This window comes from Rhizobium sp. 007 (assembly GCF_015353075.1).
Taxonomy (GTDB): Bacteria; Pseudomonadota; Alphaproteobacteria; order Rhizobiales; family Rhizobiaceae; genus Rhizobium.
Genome location: NZ_CP064188.1, coordinates 81,577 through 100,478 on the forward strand (window position 1 = coordinate 81,577; position 18,902 = coordinate 100,478).

An 18,902-nucleotide genomic window follows, 5' to 3' on the forward strand; every position below is an offset into this window, starting at 1 on the left:
CGATGGTAATTGGCTGCATGCCGAGACTGCATTTCCTAGAGCGTCTCTGGCGTGATTCAGCGAGCCTTTCCGGCCTCCGGAGCTACCCCGCAGGTCTAGTCTGCCGATTGCCCGAAGGCGGAACGAATCTCTCCTTCGATCCGTCGCCGATAGCCAGAGCGGGATGCACCCCGTTTCGTGCCGGTACTGGGAATTCGTCGATAGGCTGACAGTTTGAGTGGGAGAGGCGGTCTCTCCTCTGTCGATACCGGCTCGATTGCACTTTATTGGCGACCTCCCCCGCGGAGCCCTTCGGGGCTAGTACCGAACGCACCGTTTGCCCGTGCAAGAGCATCATTTCGCTAGGCTGATTTTTCCGCCATGGCGCCTTGAATCCTTTGGAATTTCTTCCCGTTTTTCACTTGCCGGCAAAGCCTCCTGCCGCCGTGCGCCGACAATTCGCCTGAGGATTTGGAGGAAGTCGTCGACGACGGTGAAGATGACGGGAATGACCAAGAGGCTGAGGACAGTCGAGGTAATCAGGCCGCCGATCACGACGATCGCCATTGGCTGCCGGAAGCTTGCGTCGCCACCGCTGAGGCTGAGAGCCACCGGGAGCATGCCGCCACCCATCGCCATCGTCGTCATGACGATCGGACGGGCGCGCTTGTGGCAGGCATCCACCAGAGCATCCAAGCGCGAGGCACCTGTGCGTCGCGACATGATCGCATATTCGACCAGCAGGATTGAATTCTTCGTCACCACCCCCATCAGCATCAGCAGACCAATGACAACAGGCATGGAGAAACTGATCCCCGTCAGCACGAGCGGCAGGAGGGCCCCGCCGAGTGACAAGGGAAGCGCCATTAGAATTGTCGCCGGCTGGAGGAAGTCATGGAAGAGCAGGACCAACACAGCGTAGATGCAGAATACGCCAATTGCCATGGCAATGCCGAAGCTATCGAAGAGGTCGGACCTGCGCTCGAGTTCGCCCTGTTCGACAAGCCTCACGCCTTCAGGAAGGTTCTGGAGCGCAGGCAGGGCCTGGGCCTCGCGGTAAACGTCGCTGAGAACGCGACCGTTGAGCTCGACCGAGAGCATGACGTTGCGCGTTCGGTCGAAGCGGCTGATCTCCGACGGACTGCCACCGATACGGATACTCGCGACCGAGCCGAGGTCGACGCTGCCTCTGCTGCCGGCGACGCGAAGATTGGCGATGTCGTCGAGCGTCTTGCGGTTGCTCGGATCGAACCGCACGCGGATGGCGAGTTGGCGTTGCGGCAGGTTCAGCTTCGCAAGAGCGGAGGAATAGTCGCCGCTGGTTGCAACGCGGACCGCCTCGGAGATCGAGTCCGCTGTTACCCCGAGGGCGGCAGCCCGGACTAGATCCGGAACGATCTGGATTTCCGGAGCTTGGAGCGAGGCGCTTGATGTCACCGCCCCAATGCCCCGCAGCGTCCGAAGCTGTTCCTCGAGCGCGCCAGCCGCCTTGCCGAGTGGGCCGGCATCGTCACTGGCAAGCGTAATGTCCAGCCTGGTGCCGTTGCCCCCCGAGCCGACCTGGATCCGCGCGCCGGGGAGAACGCCGAGCGCCTGCCGGATATCGTTTTCAATATCTAGCTGCGACCGCTGCCGTTCGTTGATCTTCTTCATGTTGACCACGAGGGATGCGCTCGCCGTATCGACCGTTGTAGCGGAATCCAGGAGATCGCTTGATGAAACGGTTCCGACAGCGGTAAACACATGTGTCACGTCCGGCAGATGGGAGATGATATTGGCCGCGCGCCGCGTGGTCGCGTCGGTCTGTTCGATCGGTGTGCCAGGCTGCAACGTGATGGTGACCTGCGTTTGCGCATCGTCCGAAGCCGGCAGGAAGCCCGAGCTGAGCAGCGGGATCGTCGCCAGCGACAGACCGAGGAAGACGAAGACGCAGATCATGGTCAGCATGCGGTGATGGAGGCAAGTTTTGACGAAGGCCATGTAGTCCCGCATGATCCGACCGTCCTTGGCTTCGACAGGATGGGCTTTCATCATGTAGGCGGCCATCATGGGCGTCAAAAGCCGTGCGACCAGCAGCGAGGCAAGAACCGCGACCGACGCCGTCACCCCGAATTGCCGGAAGATCAGTCCCGGAATGCCGCTCATGAAAGCTGTCGGCAGGAAGACAGCGACGAGTGTCAAGGTCGTGGCGATGACGGCAAGGCCGATCTCGTCGGCCGCCTCGAGGGCTGCGTTCTTCGCCGATTTGCCCGACTTCAGGTGGCGCGCAATGTTCTCGATTTCGACAATTGCGTCGTCCACGAGGATGCCGACCACCAGCGAGAGCGCCAGTAGTGTCACCGTGTTAAGACTGAAATCGGCCAGATACATGACAAGGAAGGCCGGAATGACGGACAGCGGCAGCGCCACCGCCGACAGGAACGTCGCTCGCCAGTCGCGCAGGAAGAGCCAAATCACACCAACAGCCAGGATAGCCCCTTCGTAGAGCATCTGCATTGAACCATCGTAATTCTCGATGATCGGACCGACCGTGCTGTATGCCTCGACGATTTCAACATCGGGATTGGCCTTGGCGAAGTCCTGCATAGCTGTTTCGATGGCCGTAGCGACGGCCGTGTCGGAGAAGCCATTTGAGCGCTTGATCTCTAGGGCGATCACCGGTTTGCCGTCGAGGTAGGCGATCGACGATCGGTCGGCAAAGCTGTCGGTTACCGTGCCGATTTCGTCGAGCCGCACCAGCGCCCCACTCGGAAGTGGGATTGCGAGCGCCTTCAGTTCCTCGACCGAGGAAACCGCTCCGAGCGTTCGGATCGCCTCTTTGATGCCTCCGACATCCCCTCGTCCGCCCGAGGTGTCGGACTGCACGGACCGCAGTCCCGAGGAGATGGTCGCCGCGCTGATATTGAGCGAGCTCATCAGCTGCGGGTCGAGATCGATATGGACTTCACGGTCGACGCCGCCGACGCGGGTGACGTTGCCGACGCCTGGAACGGCAAGCAGCGCTTTCGTTAGGTCGTTGTCGACGAACCAGGAAAGCTCGGTCTGGTCGAGCCGGGTGGACCGCACGGCATAAGCGATCAGGGTCGACCCCTGAATCATGTTCCTCGTTACGCTCGGGGCCTGCATGGCAGGGGGTAGATTCCCACTTGCGCTGTCGACGGCGTTGCGCACTTCGTTAAGCGCTTCCTCGCCGTCCTTGCCGATCTGAAAGGACACACTGATCAGGACCGTCCCCTCCGTGATCGTCGTCGTTATGTGGTCGAGCAGGCTGAGCGAGGCGAGCTTGTCTTCGATCTTGCGAGCGACTTCAGTTTCAAGTTGGGCCGGGGCGGCGCCCTCGAGAGTGGCGTTGATCTGAACCGTCGGAAGATCTATGTCGGGAAAATTCTGCACCGAGAGCCGGTCGAAGGCGATTAGACCGCCGGCAGTCAGCAGGATGAACAGAAGGACGGCGGGAACCGGATTTCGGATGGACCAAGCGGAGAAGTTCATCGTGCTTCTCCTTCCACGCGCACGAGCGCGCCGTCCGAAAGGAAGGCGCCGCCAGTTGACACGACCTCTGCTGAGGGGTCGAGACCGGAGAGGATTTCGACTTCGCCGCCGTTACGGCGACCGGTTTCGACGCGGACGCGTGTAACGCGTTTGTCTCCATCGACGGCAACCACGTAGCTGATACCGTCGCGCACAACAAGCGCGGTCTCAGGCACGGTGAGGGCGGGTTCGTCCCCGAGCTCGATTTGCCCGGTCGCATAGAGGCCGATCGGCGGATGCGCCCCGGCTGGCAGGGAGATATAGACCAGCGCCCTGCCAGTATCGGCGCTGATAGTTGGGGCGACAAGCCGAACCATTCCCTCCATCTGCTGGTCGCCCGGACGATGAATCGTCGCCGCTAACCCTTCCTTGATGAGAGGGCGGTATCGCGCCGAGACCTCGGCCTGCCACTCGATGCGCTGTTGGCGCACGAGGCGGAACAGCTCCGTGCCGGATGCGACGACAGCGCCGAGCTGGGCGGAGCGAGAGGTAATAAGCCCATCGTCGACGGCCACAATGGTGGTCTGGGAAAGCTTGATCCTTTGGCTCTCGACCAAAGCCTCGGCGGATTCGACGCCAGCGATCGCCGTTTGCTCGGTGCTTAGATATTCGATTATCTTCTCATCCGACAGAACGCCGCTTCCCTTCATCTTGCGCGCGCGCTCGGCATTTGTCGCGGCCTTGGAAAGATCGGCTTTGGCCGTTGCCAGAGAGGCTTCCTCCTTCCGCAGATCGGCGCGGACGGTGTCGTCGGTGAGCCGCGCGAGTGGCTGGCCCTTCGTCACCACAGACCCGACGTCGACGAGAACATCTGTGATACGCAGGCCGCCGACCTCCGCAGCGCTAATCGCCTCATGCCAGGGTTTCAGCCAGCCGCTGGCAGGGACAGTTTCGGGCCATAGTCGTTCCGCGGGCTTTTCGACAGCAACGGTGAGTGCCGTAGCACTGCTCTGTTGCGCGAACGCTGCTCCCTGGGAGACAGGCAAAGCGCCCAGTACAAGGCCAAGGACTAAGGGGAGACGTTGCGTCAAAGCAGAGTTCCTTTTCGTGATCTTCTTGCAGCCGGTGCGTCAAGTGCGCTCGCATTCCCGATGGCAGGCGACCTCGCGACGCATTGGACCGCGATGGGCCTCGGCCGGGCGACGGTTGAAAGCCGCCTTTTTCCGCATGGGGTGTAGCGGATCGACCGCTCGATGCGGTCAAAGATCGGCAAAGATTGGTTAAGTAAGATTAAGCCGATGGCTGCAGGGCCGGCCCGCGGGCAACCCCTGAATTTGCCAAGCGGCACGATGAGAACGCCTGTCCGATCGGAGCGCGCGTGTGCGGTGCTATTCCCTCTTCCCAAGCACCGCTTACCCGCCGCATCTAAGCCGGGCAGCCGTGGTGACAGGCCTGCGACGTTTGCCCCTGCTATGCAGTCGCTGCTTACTGTGCTGGCTGGGAGGGGGCTGAGGGGTCTCTGGTGAAGTGGCCGGCTCGTTGGAGCGCCGAAAGTGTTGTCAAGAGTGCGAGCACGCTCGGATGGCTGCAGCTATCGTAGCGGTACTGCGCCTTCTTCTGACGGACACCGGCCCGGATTGGTGCAGGCGCGCCAAGTGCCGGCTTAAAGCCGACTGCGTAGTCCGACCCTCGTGGCAAGGCTGTTGACATCAAACTCGTCCCGCCACAGCAGCGGACAAATTTTCAGGCGCCTGAAATTGGCGAGCGTCTTTAAAGTCGCGATTCAGTCTGGAAACGGTCGGCCAGGCCTCTCTTACATGGTATCCCCGATCATGCGCACGATTGGGTCGCCGGACATGGAGGTTCATACCATGACAACCGCACTTCAGGTTCTATGCCCCCAATGTCACGAATGTGCTGATTGCGCATGATTGCTGGCTATCGCGGCACACCAGCCGAGGCGGTTGGAGGGGAGGAAGTCCATCAATTCCTCGAGTTGGTCCACGTCGAAGCCGCCGACGTAGTCGTCGCCGTCGATGTAGCCCGGGGAAGCGGCCTTGTCGAAACGGGTGGCCTGGCTGATCCCGCCTTCCGCCAGGACGATGGCGTTAAAGCTTAAGTTGGCGGAAAGTCCGAGGCTCAATCCGGCCGCAACGTCTTGCCCGATCCCGCATCGAATAGATGGAGCTTTCCGGTACGAGGGGCTATCGTCACGACCTGCCCTGGCTCAAAATCGTGGCGTTCCGAAAAGACCGCGACAAGCTCGCCCGGCCCGTAACGAAGGAACACCATCGTTTCATGGCCGGTGGGTTCGGTGACGTTGACAGTCGCCGTGAGGCCGCTTTCGGCCAGCGACAGATGTTCAGGCCGCATGCCCAGGAGGACCGACTGCCCGTCGGACGCTTCCGGGGTGAAGCCGAGCGCGATCTCGTCGCCGTTCTCCGTGACGAAGATTGCACCATCGGCCTTGTACCAGCCTTTGAGGAGATTCATCGACGGCGAGCCGATGAAGGTTGCCACGAATGTGTTGCTGGGACGGTCGTAAAGTTCCAGAGGCGTGCCGATCTGTTCGACCTTGCCGGTCTGCATCACCACGATCTTGTCGGCCATGGTCATCGCTTCGACCTGGTCATGAGTGACATAGATGGTCGTGGTTTTCAGCCGCTGGTGCAGTTCCTTGATCTCCTTGCGCATCTGCACGCGCAGCTTGGCATCCAGGTTCGACAAAGGCTCGTCAAACAGGAATACCTGCGGCGACCTGACGATGGCGCGACCCATCGCCACACGCTGCCGCTGGCCGCCCGAAAGCTGCCGCGGATAACGGTCCAGATAGGGCACGAGATCGAGCGTTTCGGCCGCCGCCTGCAGGCGCTGTTTGATGACGTCGGCTGGCTGCTTCTGTAGGCGCAGCGCAAAGACCATGTTTTCGGCAACGGTTTTGTGCGGATAAAGCGCATAGCTCTGGAAGACCATCGCAATGTCGCGGTCCTTGGGCGGCAGATTGTTGACGACCTTTCCGCCGATTGAGATGGTGCCGCCCGTGATGCTTTCGAGCCCTGCGACCATTCGCAACAGAGTCGACTTCCCGCAACCGGACGGGCCGACGAGCACTACAAACTCGCCGTCGCGGATTTCTATATCTACATCATGCAGGACATTTACGGCGCCGTAGGCCTTCTGCGCCCCTGAAATATTGACCTCAGCCATCTCACTCCCACTTGCTTTCCGGCGGCCTCCCTTTTGCGGAGAGTCCCGGGACTTATGCATGTCTTGCCGTGGAATTTCGAGCATCCGGCCGGGGTAAAAACTGCCCCTCCTGCGTCTGCTCAAAAACACCCGACGATCTCCTCCATGAAACGTTTCATTTTTCATTGACTTTTTCCGCTTGCCGTCTAATGCTCGATGGCGAGACCGGGAGGAGCGGTTTCAAGACAAGATATGAAACGTTTCATATTCTTGTTTACCAGATAGTTCTGCACGAGGCCAGTCTTAAATGGGACTGGAGCCGGCCCGGCAACACCGGTTGGCGGAAGCACAACGAAACGTGAGGAGGAAGACATGAAAGTCGAATTATACGATGCATTAATGCGCCGTCAGGCAAGTCGCCGCGACGTTTTGCGCGGAACGGCAAGTGCCGCGGCTCTGCTCGGCTTGTCGGGCGCGATGGGCGGGATTGCCGGCACCGCGTTTGCCGCCGATGATTTGCGCGCTCAAATCCTGCAAATTCCGGGTGTCGGCAAGGGCTCGCCGACGGACGCAGACTGGCAGAAGGTGGGCGAGCTCTGCCTCGGTCCGACCAAGGCGAATGTCAAGCAGGGCGAGTTCGCCGGCGTCGAGCTGACCTTCATGGGGCTCAACAACCAGAATCTCCACAACTTCCTGTTCCGCGGTTTCCTGAAGCCGTGGGAAGCTTATACGGGAGCCAAGATCAACTGGATCGACCTTGCCCAAGCCGACTATAACGCCCGTCTTCAACAGTCGATCGCAACGGGCACGGTCGACTTCGACATCCTTGAAATGGGCGCACCCTTCGAAGGCGACACCGCCGGGCGCGGGCTTCTGGACGAGATGCCCGACTGGGTTGGAAAGCAGATCGAGGCAGACGACCTGGTGACCTACCTGAAGCCGCCGGTCGGCACCTGGGACGGCAAAACCTATCGCGTGACGATTGACGGTGACTGCCACACCTTCGCCTATCGCAAGGATTACTTCGGCGAAGGCTCGATCAGCGGCATGGCCGAGCCGCCGAAGACGTGGCAGGAAGTGAACGAAGCTTCCAAGGCGCTGATCGGCAAGACCGATCCGCTGACCGGCCAGCCAGCCTACGGTTATCTCGACCCGCTCAAGGGCTGGGGCGGTTTCGGCTTCTATTTCATCGAGAACCGCGCCACCGCCTATGCCAAATATCCGGGCGACCCGGCTTGGCTGTTCGATCCTGAAAACATGAAGCCGCTCGTCAATAACCCCGCGTGGGTTCAGGCGATCCAGGACGTCTTGGATCTGATCGCGGCTAAGGCCTATCCGGCCGACCAGATCAATGCTGATCCTGGAACCACAGCCTTCTCGCAGTTCCTGGCAGGAACCGGCGCAATGCTGATGTGGTGGGGCGATGTCGGCTCCGGCGCGCGCACCTCCGACACCTCAGTTGTGGGCGACGTGGTCGGCTTCGGCATCAACCGCGGTTCCAACCGCGTCTTCAACCGCAAGACCGGGCAATGGGAAGACAAGTATAACGAAGCGCCGAACATGGCCTATATCGGCTGGGGCATCTACGTCACCAAGCAGGTCTCCGGCGACGAGAAGAAGCGCAAGGCGGCTTGGTCTGCTGCTGCCCATCTCGGCGGCAAGGATCTGTCCCTGTGGACGTCGGCCTATCCTTCCGGCTTTCAGCCCTACCGTCAGTCCAACTTCAACTATGACGAATGGGAAAAGGCAGGTTACGACCGCGCCTATATCGAGGACTATCTGGGCTCGAACGCCGACAGCTACAACCACCCGAACGCGGCCATCGAACCGCGCATCCCCGGCATCTTCCAATATTACTCTGTCGCCGAGGACGAACTGGCGAAGGGTTTTGCCGGACAGTACAAGTCGGCACAGGAAACCGCGGATGCGATTGCAGGCGCCTGGGAGAAGATCACCGACCAGATCGGCCGCGATAGCCAGCTGAAACTCTATCGGGCGAGCCTCGGGCTCTGACCGGTTGACTAAACGCGCTGGCGCATCAAAAGCGATTTCGCCAGCGCCCATTCTGTCCGGGCGAGGAATATCATGTCGACAGTCGAAGGCGACCTGCTCCACACGGTCGAAGCCGGCTCCATTTCCACGAGCCGTCGTTTCTGGGGCCGCACGGTTCTGTGGCTGAGCGCTATATGGTTCGTAGCATCGTTTGTATTACAGGGTGCCCATGAGCTGGGCTGGACCGATTGGGGATTTGCGAACTGGCGCCCGGTTCTCTATGCCTATTTTCTCTGGGCCGCCGTTTTGTGCGTCACGCGCGTCGTCATTTACGGCGAAGCAGGCAAGAAGGCGCTTTTTGTTCTGCCGGCAGCGCTTTTCGTTGTGTCGATGGTGGTATTCCCGCTGATCTTTGCGCTCTGGATCGGCTTTTCTGATTGGAACCTCGCCTCTTCAACCGGGCGCCGCTTCAACGGCCTCGACAATGTGCGCCGGATGATCGCGGATCCGTTCTATACCAACGCCTTGCTCAATATGATCCTTTATTGCCTGGCGATTGCGGTCGAATATGCAATCGCGTTCGGTCTGGCCTTGCTCCTCAATCAGGAAATCGTCGCACGCAAGTTCTGGCGCGTGACCTTCCTGGTGCCGTTGATGCTGTCGCCGGTCGCGGTGAGTTGGATGGTCGGCAAGTCGATGCTGGAGACCCGTTTCGGCCCGGTCGCGCGGTTTGCCCGCTGGCTCGGCTTAGAAAATCCATCCTTCTTCGGCGACCCGGTGACAGCGCGGCTTTGGATCATGATCATGGATGCCTGGACCTTCATTCCCTTCATGATGATCATGCTGCTCGCCGGATTGCAGGCCTTGTCGCGGGAGGTGCTGGAGGCGGCCGAAGTCGATGGTGCCACCAAGTGGCAACGCTTTTGGAAGGTCATTTTCCCGCTCATGCTGCCGGTTTCGGTAACGGCGGTGATGATCCGCATCATCTTCAAGCTCAAGCTCGCCGACATCATCATCACGGTGACATCAGGAGGTCCCGGCGGGGCGACCGATTCCGTCACCAGTTTCATTTATCGCGAATACCGCGACCGTTCGAATGTCGGATACGGCACCCTTCTCGCACTCGTCTATCTGGTGATCATCGTCGTCGGTATGACGGTGCTGATGAAGTTTTCCGACCGCATTGTGAAGCGTATGACAGGAAGGCTCTGATGGTTCGCATCGATTTCGAAAAATACGCGCGTGGCCAGCGCATTCGCTGGTGGGCCATGCGTTTGGCCGTCTACGGCCTGCTCGTCATATGGGCATTTGTATGCGTCTTCCCGCTGTTCTGGACGGTCTCGACTTCGTTCAAGACTGCCGCCGATGTCATGCGGGGCAATCTGATCCCCTGGTTCAACTTTTCGCCCAGCTGGCTGGGCTGGCGCTCGCTCGGGCTTTCCCCGGATACGATTTTCCAGATATCGACGGTACGCGACGAGTTCATGCGCAGGCTTTGGAACAGCGTCATCATCTCGGTCACGGCGTCTGCCCTTGCAGTCGTGCTCGGATCGCTCGCAGCCTATGGCCTCAGCCGCTTTTCCTACAAGTTCGGCCATATGCGCAACTCAGACATTTCCTTCTTCTTCCTGTCGCAGCTCATTATGCCGCCCGTCGTCCTCGCCCTGCCGTTCCTGGTCCTCTACAAGGAGTTGGCGCTGCTGGACACTTATGTGGGCATGATCGCCGTCTACACGCTGATGGTCCTGCCGATCGTCGTCTGGATCATGCGCGACCAGTTCGCCACGGTGCCAGTAGAGCTCGAGGAGGCCGCGCTCGTCGATGGGCTGTCGATCTGGGGCGCGTTTGCCCGCATCATCGTGCCGCTCGTTCTGCCGGGCATGGTTGCCGCCTTCCTCCTGGCGCTGATCCTGTGCTGGAACGAATATTTCTTCGCCGCACTGCTGACCTCCACCAATACCAACACCCTGCCGGTGATGATTGCCAGCCAGACGGGCAGCCAGGGCATCAACTGGTGGTCGATGGCAGCCCTTTCCACTGCCGGCATCCTTCCGCTGGTCATCGTTGGCGTTGTGCTGGAAAAGCACATCATCGCCGGGATGACCGCAGGAGCAGTAAAGTAGCTGCGGAACGCTCGAAAATGTCAAAAATGCCCACAGTCAAGGATGTCGCCGAATATGCGGGCGTATCCGTGGGCACCGTTTCGCGCGTGCTGTCGGGCGAAGCCGCGGTCAAACCTTTGCTGCGCGAAAAGGTCAACGGCGCCATTTCTGCGCTCGGTTACCGTCCGAACGTGACCGCGAGAGCGCTGCGTACCAGCAGGACCGATGTCATCGGCCTCGTCGTTCCCGACATCACCAATCCTTTCTTCGCGCAGCTTGCCGCAAGCGTCGAGCGGGCGGCGCTCGAATGCGGGCATAGCCTCATGCTGGCGAGCTCGCATAACGATCGCGCGGCGGAACAGAGCCACGTTTCTGCGTTTCTTGACCGGTCGGTGCGCGGCATCATCGTGGTGGCTTCGAGCGACGGTTCGGGGCTCCACCTCGAGGCAGCGGTTCCGATCATATCGCTGGACCGGCGCTTCGGCTCCTTTCCCCTGGTATCGACCAACCATGCGCAAGCGGCCGCGCTGATTGCGGACCATCTCTATGGGCTGGGGCACCGCCACATCGCCTATATCGCCGGGCCGCCCGACACGGAGGCCGGGCGCATGCGCGAGGAGGGCTTCGTCAGCCAAATCGACCGGTTCGGCAAGACCGGCGAACCTGTTGAACTCGAAATCGCCTACGGCAGATTCGACTACGAGTCCGGTGAAAGAATTGCCCGCGACCTGCTTTCGCGTTCGCCGCAGGACCGGCCCACGGCGGTTGCAGCTGCCAGCGACCAGCAGGCCATCGGCGCGCTGCGCGCTGCCCGCGACCTCAAGATCGACGTGCCGCGCAAACTCTCAGTGACGGGTTTCGACGACATTTCGCTCGCCAATCTCGTCGTGCCGCGGCTGACAACCATACGCCAGCCGGCCGACACGCTGGCACGGCGCGCCGTCGGCCTTCTCCTTGAGGAGCCACCGGGCAGGGGAGACGAGATGGTTGACGGGTCGCTGATCGTGCGTGGCTCGAGCGGCCCGCCCGCGCAACCTAAGGCGGATATCGCTGGGCATAAAAATTGAAGCAAGGCCGGCACTGCGGCCATTAGAAAGGGATGGAAGATCAATGCTCAAGGGAATCAGGGCCGAACTCAACGGCGACATTCTTCAAGCACTTTGCAACATGGGACACGGCGACTATCTCGTCATTTCCGACATGAACTTTCCGTCGGATTCGATAGCCCGACAGACGCGTCTGGGTAAGCTTTTGACTATGGAAAACATCCCCGCGCCGCAGGCGATAGACGCGGTCCTTTCCGTCTTCCCGCTGGACACACCGATCCAGCCTTCGGTGGGGCGCATGGAAGTGATCGGCAAGCCCGATGAAATTCCGCCGATTCAACAGGAAGTCCAGGCCATTGTCGACCGCGCCGAAGGCAAGCCATCGCCGATGTATCCCGTCGAACGGATGGCGTTCTATGACATCGCCAGCAAGGCCTATTGTGTGATCGCAACCGGGGAACTGCGATTCTACGGATGTTTCCTTCTGACCAAGGGTGTCATTGCCGCGGCGGAGACCGTCAGATGAGCGAAAAAAGTGGGATCGTCATTCTGGGCATTTTTGCCGCCGACACCGCCTACAAGGCCAAGCGCCTGCCCCATCTTGCCGAGACGCTGATGGGGTCGGGCTTTACGCTTGGGCCGGGAGGCAAGGGCTCCAACCAGGCAATTGCCGCGGCAAAAGCCGGCGGTAAGGTGACCTTTATCTCCCGGGTCGGCAACGACCCGTTCGGCGAAATGGCGCTTGCGGCCTATGCGGCGGCGGGCGTCAAAGCCAATGTGATGAAGATGGAAGGCGTATCCACAGGCGCGGCCTTCATCTTCGTCGACGAAGTGAGCGGCGACAATGCCATCATCGTCGCACCGGGTGCCGCAGGCCTTATCGGCATCGACGATGTCGACGCGAACCGGACGGAGATCGAAAACGCTGCCATTTTCATGACCCAACTCGAACAGCCGCTCGAGGCGGCCATACATGGCCTGTCGATGGCGAAAAGGGCAGGAGCGACGACGATCTTCAACCCCGCGCCTGCCCGCGCCATCCCGGACAGCATCTACGGCTTGTGCGATTTCATCGTCCCGAATGAAGTCGAAGCAGCGGAAATGGTGGGCCACCCGATCGAAACCGATGAACAGGCACGTGGGGCGGCCTGCAGCTTGCTTGATCGAGGGGCGCGAGCGGTGATCATCACGCTCGGCGCACGCGGCGCCTTCTATCACAGCACCGGGCAGAGCGAATTCGTACCCGCGTTCTCGGCGGGCAATGTCATCGACACAACCGGAGCCGGGGATGCCTTCCTTGGCGCCTTCGCGACGGCGATTTCCGAAGGATGTGCGCCGGTCGAGGCTGTCCGATTCGGTTGCGCGACCGCGGCAATCGCCGTGACGCGGCCGGGCACGGCCCCCGCCATGCCTTCGCGCGCCGAGATCAACGCCTTGCTGCGCTCATCATGATTGAACAGCGCAAGGGAAATCTAGATCACCCGGCTGTTGGATGCGCGGAGCGAGAGAATGGTCGGTTTGTCATCGGCGTGACGTGGGAACCGCAACGTGCCGCTCGTTAGGCAACTGTGGCCGGCGAGTGCGACACGGAAAGTCTTAGCCGAAAAGAGCGGCGTCGGCTCACGCCACGGTTTTTGGCCCGAACAGGTCGGCGCGCACCTCGCCCGAGAATTCTTTTGGAGAGCGCGTTTTGTCACCGAAGGTTTCGATCACTTTGCCCGTCGAACAGAACTCTCTAAGGTCCTCCAGGAAAACTTGGCCTTAGCCGTCGTCGCCAAGATGACGAAACACCCGGACCCAAAAGGCGAAGTCGCCTCTCCGCCCGTCACTGCGCGCGTGAATGGCGCACCATGCGACAGCCGTTTTCGCGCCGGCGCCGTAGAGTGAGGAGGCGGCGGCCGCCGCCGCTTCGATTGTAGTACCAGCGCCAAGCGCCGCTTCAAAACAATGTTGTTGCTTCAGAACCTTGTCACGCATCCACTCGTCCCGTCACCGTCCGGCGCGGGTTGATCGAAAGACGATTGCCGGACGTCAATCCCTGCGGGCCACGATCACGTGCCGTCCTTGGCAATCAGCCACGAGTGCTTGCGTTCAAAGTAACGCGGCTCACATTATGTTGTAACATAAACGGAAGATCAAGCCTTTATGAATCACGCAAAACGTGTTTATTGAAGTAAATTCTCGTTTATACGCCTATTGGAGGTGGTTTTGCCGCTATCTGCCTTGTATGATGTAACATCAAAAATGGCTCTTCATCGCAGGACGTCCGCGAGGTACCAAATGACACCCCGTATCGCAATCCTATCAATGGATGCGGACTACTACCTGATGCTGTCCCACGTTCTCTTGGCCGCAGGCTATTCAACAGTTCTGGCCGATGGATCCGAGGCAGCACTGGCATTGATCGCCGAGAAAAAGATCGAAGTGCTGCTGATCGACTGCCAGCCGGCGTCCTCCATCCTTTCAGATCTTTCCGACCGGCTGAAGGCATCAGGCCATTCAACAGACGTGCTGGTCGTCGCGCTCGTTGCCGAAGGAGTTCCCTATATCGACATTCTCAAGGCTGAGGTCGATGAGAGTTTCATCCGCCCGATGAAGCCCGAATGGCTGCTGTCTTACCTTCATGGCCGTCTTAAAGGAGGCACCAATGACGCTGCCGGTCGCTCCGCCACTTCCGGTCCAGACGATCTCCGGCTCGATGCCGGCGCAAGACGCGCGCTTGCAAACGACAAGCCGGTAGGCCTCAGCCCGATCGAATTCCGGATACTCAGCACTTTGATGAGCATACCCGGGCGGGTGTTTGGCCGGCCCGAATTGATCGAGGCAGTCTGGCCAAAGGCGAATTTCGTGGACCCACGAACCGTCGACGTGCATGTGGCGAGATTGCGCCGCTCCTTGCACGATGCTCTCGGGCGCGAGGTCATCCGGACCGTTCGCGGCGAGGGATATGCTGTCGAAATGAAGGAATGAACGTCACGCAAGCCTTTCGGGCCGTCACAGAATCTTAAGGAAAAATTCGGGCTGGCTTCGTTGTATGAAGGCGGGGCTCCTCCTTACGCTTAATGGATCAGAAGCGGGCGGGAGGGTTCAATGCAGAACGAACAACAGCACAATGCGCCGATGCCTACGCGGCATCGCAACACCGCAAGTCTCATCCATACCTCGGCGCCGCATTTTACCGCGGCACATTCGAAGGGCCTTATGGCGCTCTATGCGAGGCCGCTCGCAGGGCGAAAGGCCGAGATACGATCGGCAAATGGCAAGACGAGAATTGTGACCGATTTCGTGCGGTGTTCCTATCTTGGGCTCGACAATCATCCGATGATCGCGGCCGGTGCGATGGCAGCAGTCCTGGACTACGGGACCCTTCACTGGTCCTGCGCGCGAACGCGCCTGAATTTTGCCGCTCTCGGCACCCTCGAGGAAGCCCTATCGGATCTCTTCGGTGCGCGTGTCATTACATACACGACGGTGCTTGCCGCCAACATGAGTGCATTGCCACTGATCGCCTCGGGCGCGCTGACAGAGGGTGTCAAGCCCGTCATGGTCTTCGATCGTTTGGCCCATGCAACGCTCGCCTTCAACAAGCCGGTCGTCGCCGAAGAGACAGATGTCCGCACGATCGCTCATAACGACCTTGCCGCGCTCGAAGAGATCTGCGAGGCACACCCATGCGTCGCCTATATCTGCGACGGCGTCTATTCGATGGGTGGCAATGCGCCCATCGCCAAGCTTCTGGAGCTCCAGCGGCGCTATGGATTATTCCTTTATATCGACGACGCCCATGGCGTTTCGATCTTCGGAGAGAAGGGCGCGGGTTTTGCCCGTTCGCAGATGCCAGGTGGCCTTGGCGACCGGACGATCGTTGCAGCCTCTCTCGGCAAGGGCTTCGGTGCTTCCGGCGGCATCCTGATGCTCGGCACGGCGCCACAGGAGGAGATCTTTCGGCGTTTCGCCATTGCCCATGCCTTTTCCGCTTCGATCAATGTTGCCGCAATCGGGGCTGCCATGGCGTCTCAAAGCCTCCATCGCACGGATGAGCTCAGGCATCGGCAGCAGAGGCTTGCGGCAAACATCGCACTCTTCGACGAATTGGTGCCGACCGCCCAGTCCGGATCGACACTCCCGATCCGAACCGTTCTCATCGGCGATGAATTGGCAGCGATCAACGCCGCAAGACGTGTTCTGGTCGCCGGCAGCTATGTGTCGGCCATCTTCTTTCCGACAGTTGCTTCCGGGCGGGCCGGCCTGCGCGTCTGCCCGACCGCCGATCATACTGTCGATGAGATCAGGGCGCTTGCCCTGGCAACCGACAAGGCACTGGAGCGGTAGGGAAGGGAGCCGGGTCTTTCGACCCGACACATCTTCAGCGTATCCAGGCGTTCCAGCGCTCCAGCAGCAAGGCGGCATTGGTGTTGATCCACGTGGCATCCGGGATGACGATATGATCCCGGATGTCTTCCTCGCTCGGAAGCGCTGCACGGGCCGCCGGCGACATCGCCGCGATCGCCTTGCTGCTTGGCGGCGTGCACAGTAGCTCCTCGCAGACGCGCGCCTGCGCGTCCGGACTGTTCAGCCAGAAGGCGATCAGCATCAGGGCATTTTCCTTATTTGGCGCTCCCTTGATGACGGTCAGACGATCGCCGACCAGGAAGGACGCTTGATTGGACCAGCCGATGGCGCGCCCCTCGGCCTTCAACGCATTGGCTCGCGTCAGCCAGATCTGGCCGATGCTGTAGTCGCCGTTGCGGAAGCCCTGCACACTTTGGTCGCCGGTCTTCCACCAGACGGAGATGTCGCCGCGAATGGTTTCAAGCTTGGCGAGCGCCCGATCGATATCGAGCGGGAAGAGCCTCTCCCGCGCGACACCGTCGGCAAGCAGGGCAGCCGCCATAACGCGCCAGGGATCGTCGAAATTCGGAAAAGCCCGCCCGCCCGGAAAGCGTTTCGTGTCCCACATGTCCGCCCATGTCGTCGGTGCTCCATCGGGGAACGCGTCGGATTTATAGGCCATCAACGTTGCCGTCGAAAACAGCCTGGCGCCGGCACCGATGCAGGCGTCCTCAACGAGGTCCGGCCGGTCCTTGAACGCCTCGCAGAACACAGCGAGGTCTTCCGATGTCGCCTTGTGATTGTCGGAATCCGCCTGGATTTCCCCGTCGGGATAAAGATCCCAGGTCACATTGCCGGTTTTGACCATGGCCGTTGCCTTGGCGCGCATCTCGGCATTGGTCGCAGCCACCGAAACGACCTTGATCCCGGTGCTCGCGGTGAACGGATCGAACCAGAACTTCCTCAGGGCAGCGTCATAAGAGCCACCCGTCGTTGCCACTACAACGCGCTCCTCAGCAAGTGCCGGCGAAACCACAGCGAACTGCAGGGCAGCCATGCAGGCTGCGATAAATGTCATTGACCTCTTCATGTCTTTCCTCACGTGATAAAAATTCGACCGCCTACTCCTCCCGGCGGCCCTTCAGGAGTTCGACCGAGCCCATCAACAAAAGCGAGATTGCGACCACGAGGGTCGAGACCGCGGCGATGACGGGCGTCAGGTTGAAATCGATGTCTTCGAACATCTTCCGGCTGATCGTCTTGCCTCCTGTATCCGAGATGAAGAACGCGACCGTCGCCTCGTCGAAGGAGGCGAGGAAGGCGAAGACGGCGGCCACTGCCACGGCAGGCGCGATGTTCGGCAGGACCACGCTGAAAAATGCCCGTGTTCGCGAAGCGCCGCAGCTGAGCGCCGCACGCTCGAGCGCCGGATCGAAACGCTCGAGTGCTGCGCTGACGGTAATCACCACATAGGGGATCGACAGGACGCAATGGGCAATCAGAAAGCCGCTGAAGTTGCCGGTAAGCCCGATCGGCGAGAAGGCGAGATAAAGCGCGACGCCGAAGACGACATGCGGAACGATCATCGGAGCCATCGCCAACGCCTTCAGAGCGTTCCGGCCGGGCAGGCTCCCGCGCACGATCGCAAGCGACGCCAGCGTGCCTGTCGCAGTCGCTGCGACAGCGGTCGAAAGCGCAATCTTCAGACTGAAGACGGTTGCTGCCTGCCAGTCCGGATCGGCCAGATAATCGAGGTACCAACGCAGCGTCAGCCCGCGGGGCGGCAACTCGATATAGGCCGTTCCGTTGAGCGACATTGGAACGATGAGAAGCGTGGGCATCAGCAGGAAGAACAGCACGGCGCCGATTCCGACACCGCCCGCGAGCCGAACGATCGTCATGCGGAGCGGATGGCCAATGGTTTTTGCTGCAACGGATTGATCAGGCGACACTGTTTATTCCTTTGCTGATCGAAAGTGCGCGGCGGAACACGAGGACGAAGAGCAGCGTTACCAGGAGCAGGACGCTCGAAAGAGCTGCTGCAAACGGCCAGTCGAGAACGACCGTCGTCTGCTGGGCAATGAGGGTCGCCATGGTCATGGCTTCCGGTCCACCGACGAGTGCTGGAGTGATGTAAAAGCCGATCGCCAGGATGAAACACATGACGCAGCCGGCAAACACGCCGGGTAGCGAGAGCGGCAGGACGACGCGCAGGAAGGTCGCAAGCGGACCTGCGCCAAGGCTGCGGGCCGCGAGCGCATAGTCAGGGGAGATCGAGCGCAACGCATTGGCGATGGGCAGGATCATGAACGGCATCAGCACATGCGTCATGGCCAGGATGACCGCGCCGTCGGTATAAAGCAATTTCAGCGGCGCGGCGATGAAACCGCTCTCGACCAGAAAGGCGTTGACGAGGCCGCTGCGCTGCAAGAGCACGATCCAGGCGTAGGAGCGCACGAGCACCGAGGTCCACAATGGAACGAGGACCGCCGCGGCAATGACGAGCGCCAGGCGGCCCCGCGCTTTGGACATCGCCAGAGCGACTGGATAGCCGAACATCAGGCTGAGCAGCGTGACGATAGCGGCAGTCGAGATCGTGCGCGACAAGACGCCGAGGTAAAGCGGTGTCGCAAAGATGCGCCGGTATTGCTCGAGATCCGCTGCGGCGTCGCCGAAGCTCATGATCACGAGTCGCGCAATCGGATAGAGGAAGCCGATCGAAAACAGGACCGTCAACGGCATCAGGAGAACGAGTGTCAATATTGGTCCGTAGCGCCCGGCCGGTCTCGCTGCT

The 18,902-nt window shown here is 60.5% G+C and carries 16 protein-coding genes; 8 read left to right on the forward strand and 8 right to left on the reverse strand.

Annotated features, from left to right (window positions below):
• Positions 1-333 precede the first annotated feature (333 nt).
• From ISN39_RS21385 to ugpC, 4 genes are all read right to left on the reverse strand, one after another.
• Complete coding sequence (locus tag ISN39_RS21385; RefSeq protein ID WP_194730339.1) at positions 334-3,471, reverse strand: efflux RND transporter permease subunit; 3,138 nt, start codon at positions 3,469-3,471, stop codon at positions 334-336.
• Entirely contained in the window at positions 3,468-4,496 is a 1,029-nt protein-coding gene (locus tag ISN39_RS21390; RefSeq protein WP_194731860.1) for an efflux RND transporter periplasmic adaptor subunit, read from the reverse strand. Before ISN39_RS21390 ends, ISN39_RS21385 begins: the two co-directional genes overlap by 4 nt.
• A gap of 860 nt (positions 4,497-5,356) precedes the next feature.
• A complete protein-coding gene (locus tag ISN39_RS21395; RefSeq protein WP_194730340.1) occupies positions 5,357-5,593 on the reverse strand; it encodes a hypothetical protein in 237 nt (78 codons plus the stop codon).
• Entirely contained in the window at positions 5,590-6,657 is a 1,068-nt protein-coding gene (ugpC, locus tag ISN39_RS21400) for a sn-glycerol-3-phosphate ABC transporter ATP-binding protein UgpC (RefSeq protein WP_194730341.1), read from the reverse strand. Before ugpC ends, ISN39_RS21395 begins: the two co-directional genes overlap by 4 nt.
• Before the next feature lie 351 nt (positions 6,658-7,008).
• Here ugpC and ISN39_RS21405 point away from each other — a divergent pair, with 351 nt between their 5' ends.
• The 6 genes from ISN39_RS21405 to rbsK all read left to right on the forward strand — a co-directional run bounded on the left by ISN39_RS21405 (position 7,009) and on the right by rbsK (position 13,228).
• Positions 7,009-8,649 carry an extracellular solute-binding protein gene (locus ISN39_RS21405; RefSeq protein WP_194730342.1) on the forward strand — a complete coding sequence of 547 codons (1,641 nt, stop codon included), beginning with the start codon at positions 7,009-7,011 and terminating at the stop codon, positions 8,647-8,649.
• A 72-nt stretch (positions 8,650-8,721) separates the two neighbouring features.
• The gene (locus tag ISN39_RS21410) at positions 8,722-9,840 is read left to right on the forward strand and encodes a sugar ABC transporter permease (RefSeq protein ID WP_194730343.1); all 1,119 of its coding nucleotides are present in this window, start codon (positions 8,722-8,724) and stop codon (positions 9,838-9,840) included.
• The gene (locus tag ISN39_RS21415) at positions 9,840-10,751 is read left to right on the forward strand and encodes a carbohydrate ABC transporter permease (RefSeq protein ID WP_194730344.1); all 912 of its coding nucleotides are present in this window, start codon (positions 9,840-9,842) and stop codon (positions 10,749-10,751) included. The genes ISN39_RS21410 and ISN39_RS21415 overlap by 1 nt, the downstream gene beginning before the upstream one ends.
• Positions 10,752-10,768: 17 nt before the next feature.
• The gene (locus ISN39_RS21420) at positions 10,769-11,797 is read left to right on the forward strand and encodes a LacI family DNA-binding transcriptional regulator (RefSeq protein ID WP_194730345.1); all 1,029 of its coding nucleotides are present in this window, start codon (positions 10,769-10,771) and stop codon (positions 11,795-11,797) included.
• 43 nt (positions 11,798-11,840) lie between these two features.
• Positions 11,841-12,302 (forward strand): RbsD/FucU domain-containing protein, encoded by a 462-nt coding sequence (locus tag ISN39_RS21425; RefSeq protein ID WP_194730346.1) that lies wholly within the window; start codon positions 11,841-11,843, stop codon positions 12,300-12,302.
• Positions 12,299-13,228 (forward strand): ribokinase, encoded by a 930-nt coding sequence (rbsK, locus tag ISN39_RS21430; protein ID WP_194730347.1) that lies wholly within the window; start codon positions 12,299-12,301, stop codon positions 13,226-13,228. Before ISN39_RS21425 ends, rbsK begins: the two co-directional genes overlap by 4 nt.
• Before the next feature lie 309 nt (positions 13,229-13,537).
• Here the strand turns inward: rbsK and ISN39_RS21435 are convergent, their stop codons facing one another.
• Positions 13,538-13,753 carry a hypothetical protein gene (locus ISN39_RS21435; protein WP_194732002.1) on the reverse strand — a complete coding sequence of 72 codons (216 nt, stop codon included), beginning with the start codon at positions 13,751-13,753 and terminating at the stop codon, positions 13,538-13,540.
• Between the two features lie 303 nt (positions 13,754-14,056).
• Here ISN39_RS21435 and ISN39_RS21440 point away from each other — a divergent pair, with 303 nt between their 5' ends.
• Positions 14,057-14,746, forward strand: a complete 690-nt coding sequence (locus ISN39_RS21440; protein WP_194730348.1) for a response regulator transcription factor — start codon at positions 14,057-14,059, stop codon at positions 14,744-14,746.
• 120 nt (positions 14,747-14,866) lie between these two features.
• Positions 14,867-16,108, forward strand: a complete 1,242-nt coding sequence (locus tag ISN39_RS21445) for an aminotransferase class I/II-fold pyridoxal phosphate-dependent enzyme (protein WP_194730349.1) — start codon at positions 14,867-14,869, stop codon at positions 16,106-16,108.
• Positions 16,109-16,142: 34 nt separating this feature from the next.
• Here ISN39_RS21445 and ISN39_RS21450 read toward each other — a convergent pair whose 3' ends face one another.
• Genes ISN39_RS21450 through ISN39_RS21460 form a run of 3 tightly spaced genes read right to left on the reverse strand, consistent with a single transcriptional unit; the run spans position 16,143 to position 18,850 of the window.
• The gene (locus ISN39_RS21450; protein ID WP_246763371.1) at positions 16,143-17,186 is read right to left on the reverse strand and encodes an extracellular solute-binding protein; all 1,044 of its coding nucleotides are present in this window, start codon (positions 17,184-17,186) and stop codon (positions 16,143-16,145) included.
• Positions 17,187-17,229: 43 nt separating this feature from the next.
• Positions 17,230-18,009 (reverse strand): ABC transporter permease, encoded by a 780-nt coding sequence (locus ISN39_RS21455; protein ID WP_194731861.1) that lies wholly within the window; start codon positions 18,007-18,009, stop codon positions 17,230-17,232.
• A 40-nt stretch (positions 18,010-18,049) separates the two neighbouring features.
• The gene (locus ISN39_RS21460) at positions 18,050-18,850 is read right to left on the reverse strand and encodes an ABC transporter permease (protein ID WP_246763494.1); all 801 of its coding nucleotides are present in this window, start codon (positions 18,848-18,850) and stop codon (positions 18,050-18,052) included.
• Between the last annotated feature and the right edge of the window lie 52 nt (positions 18,851-18,902).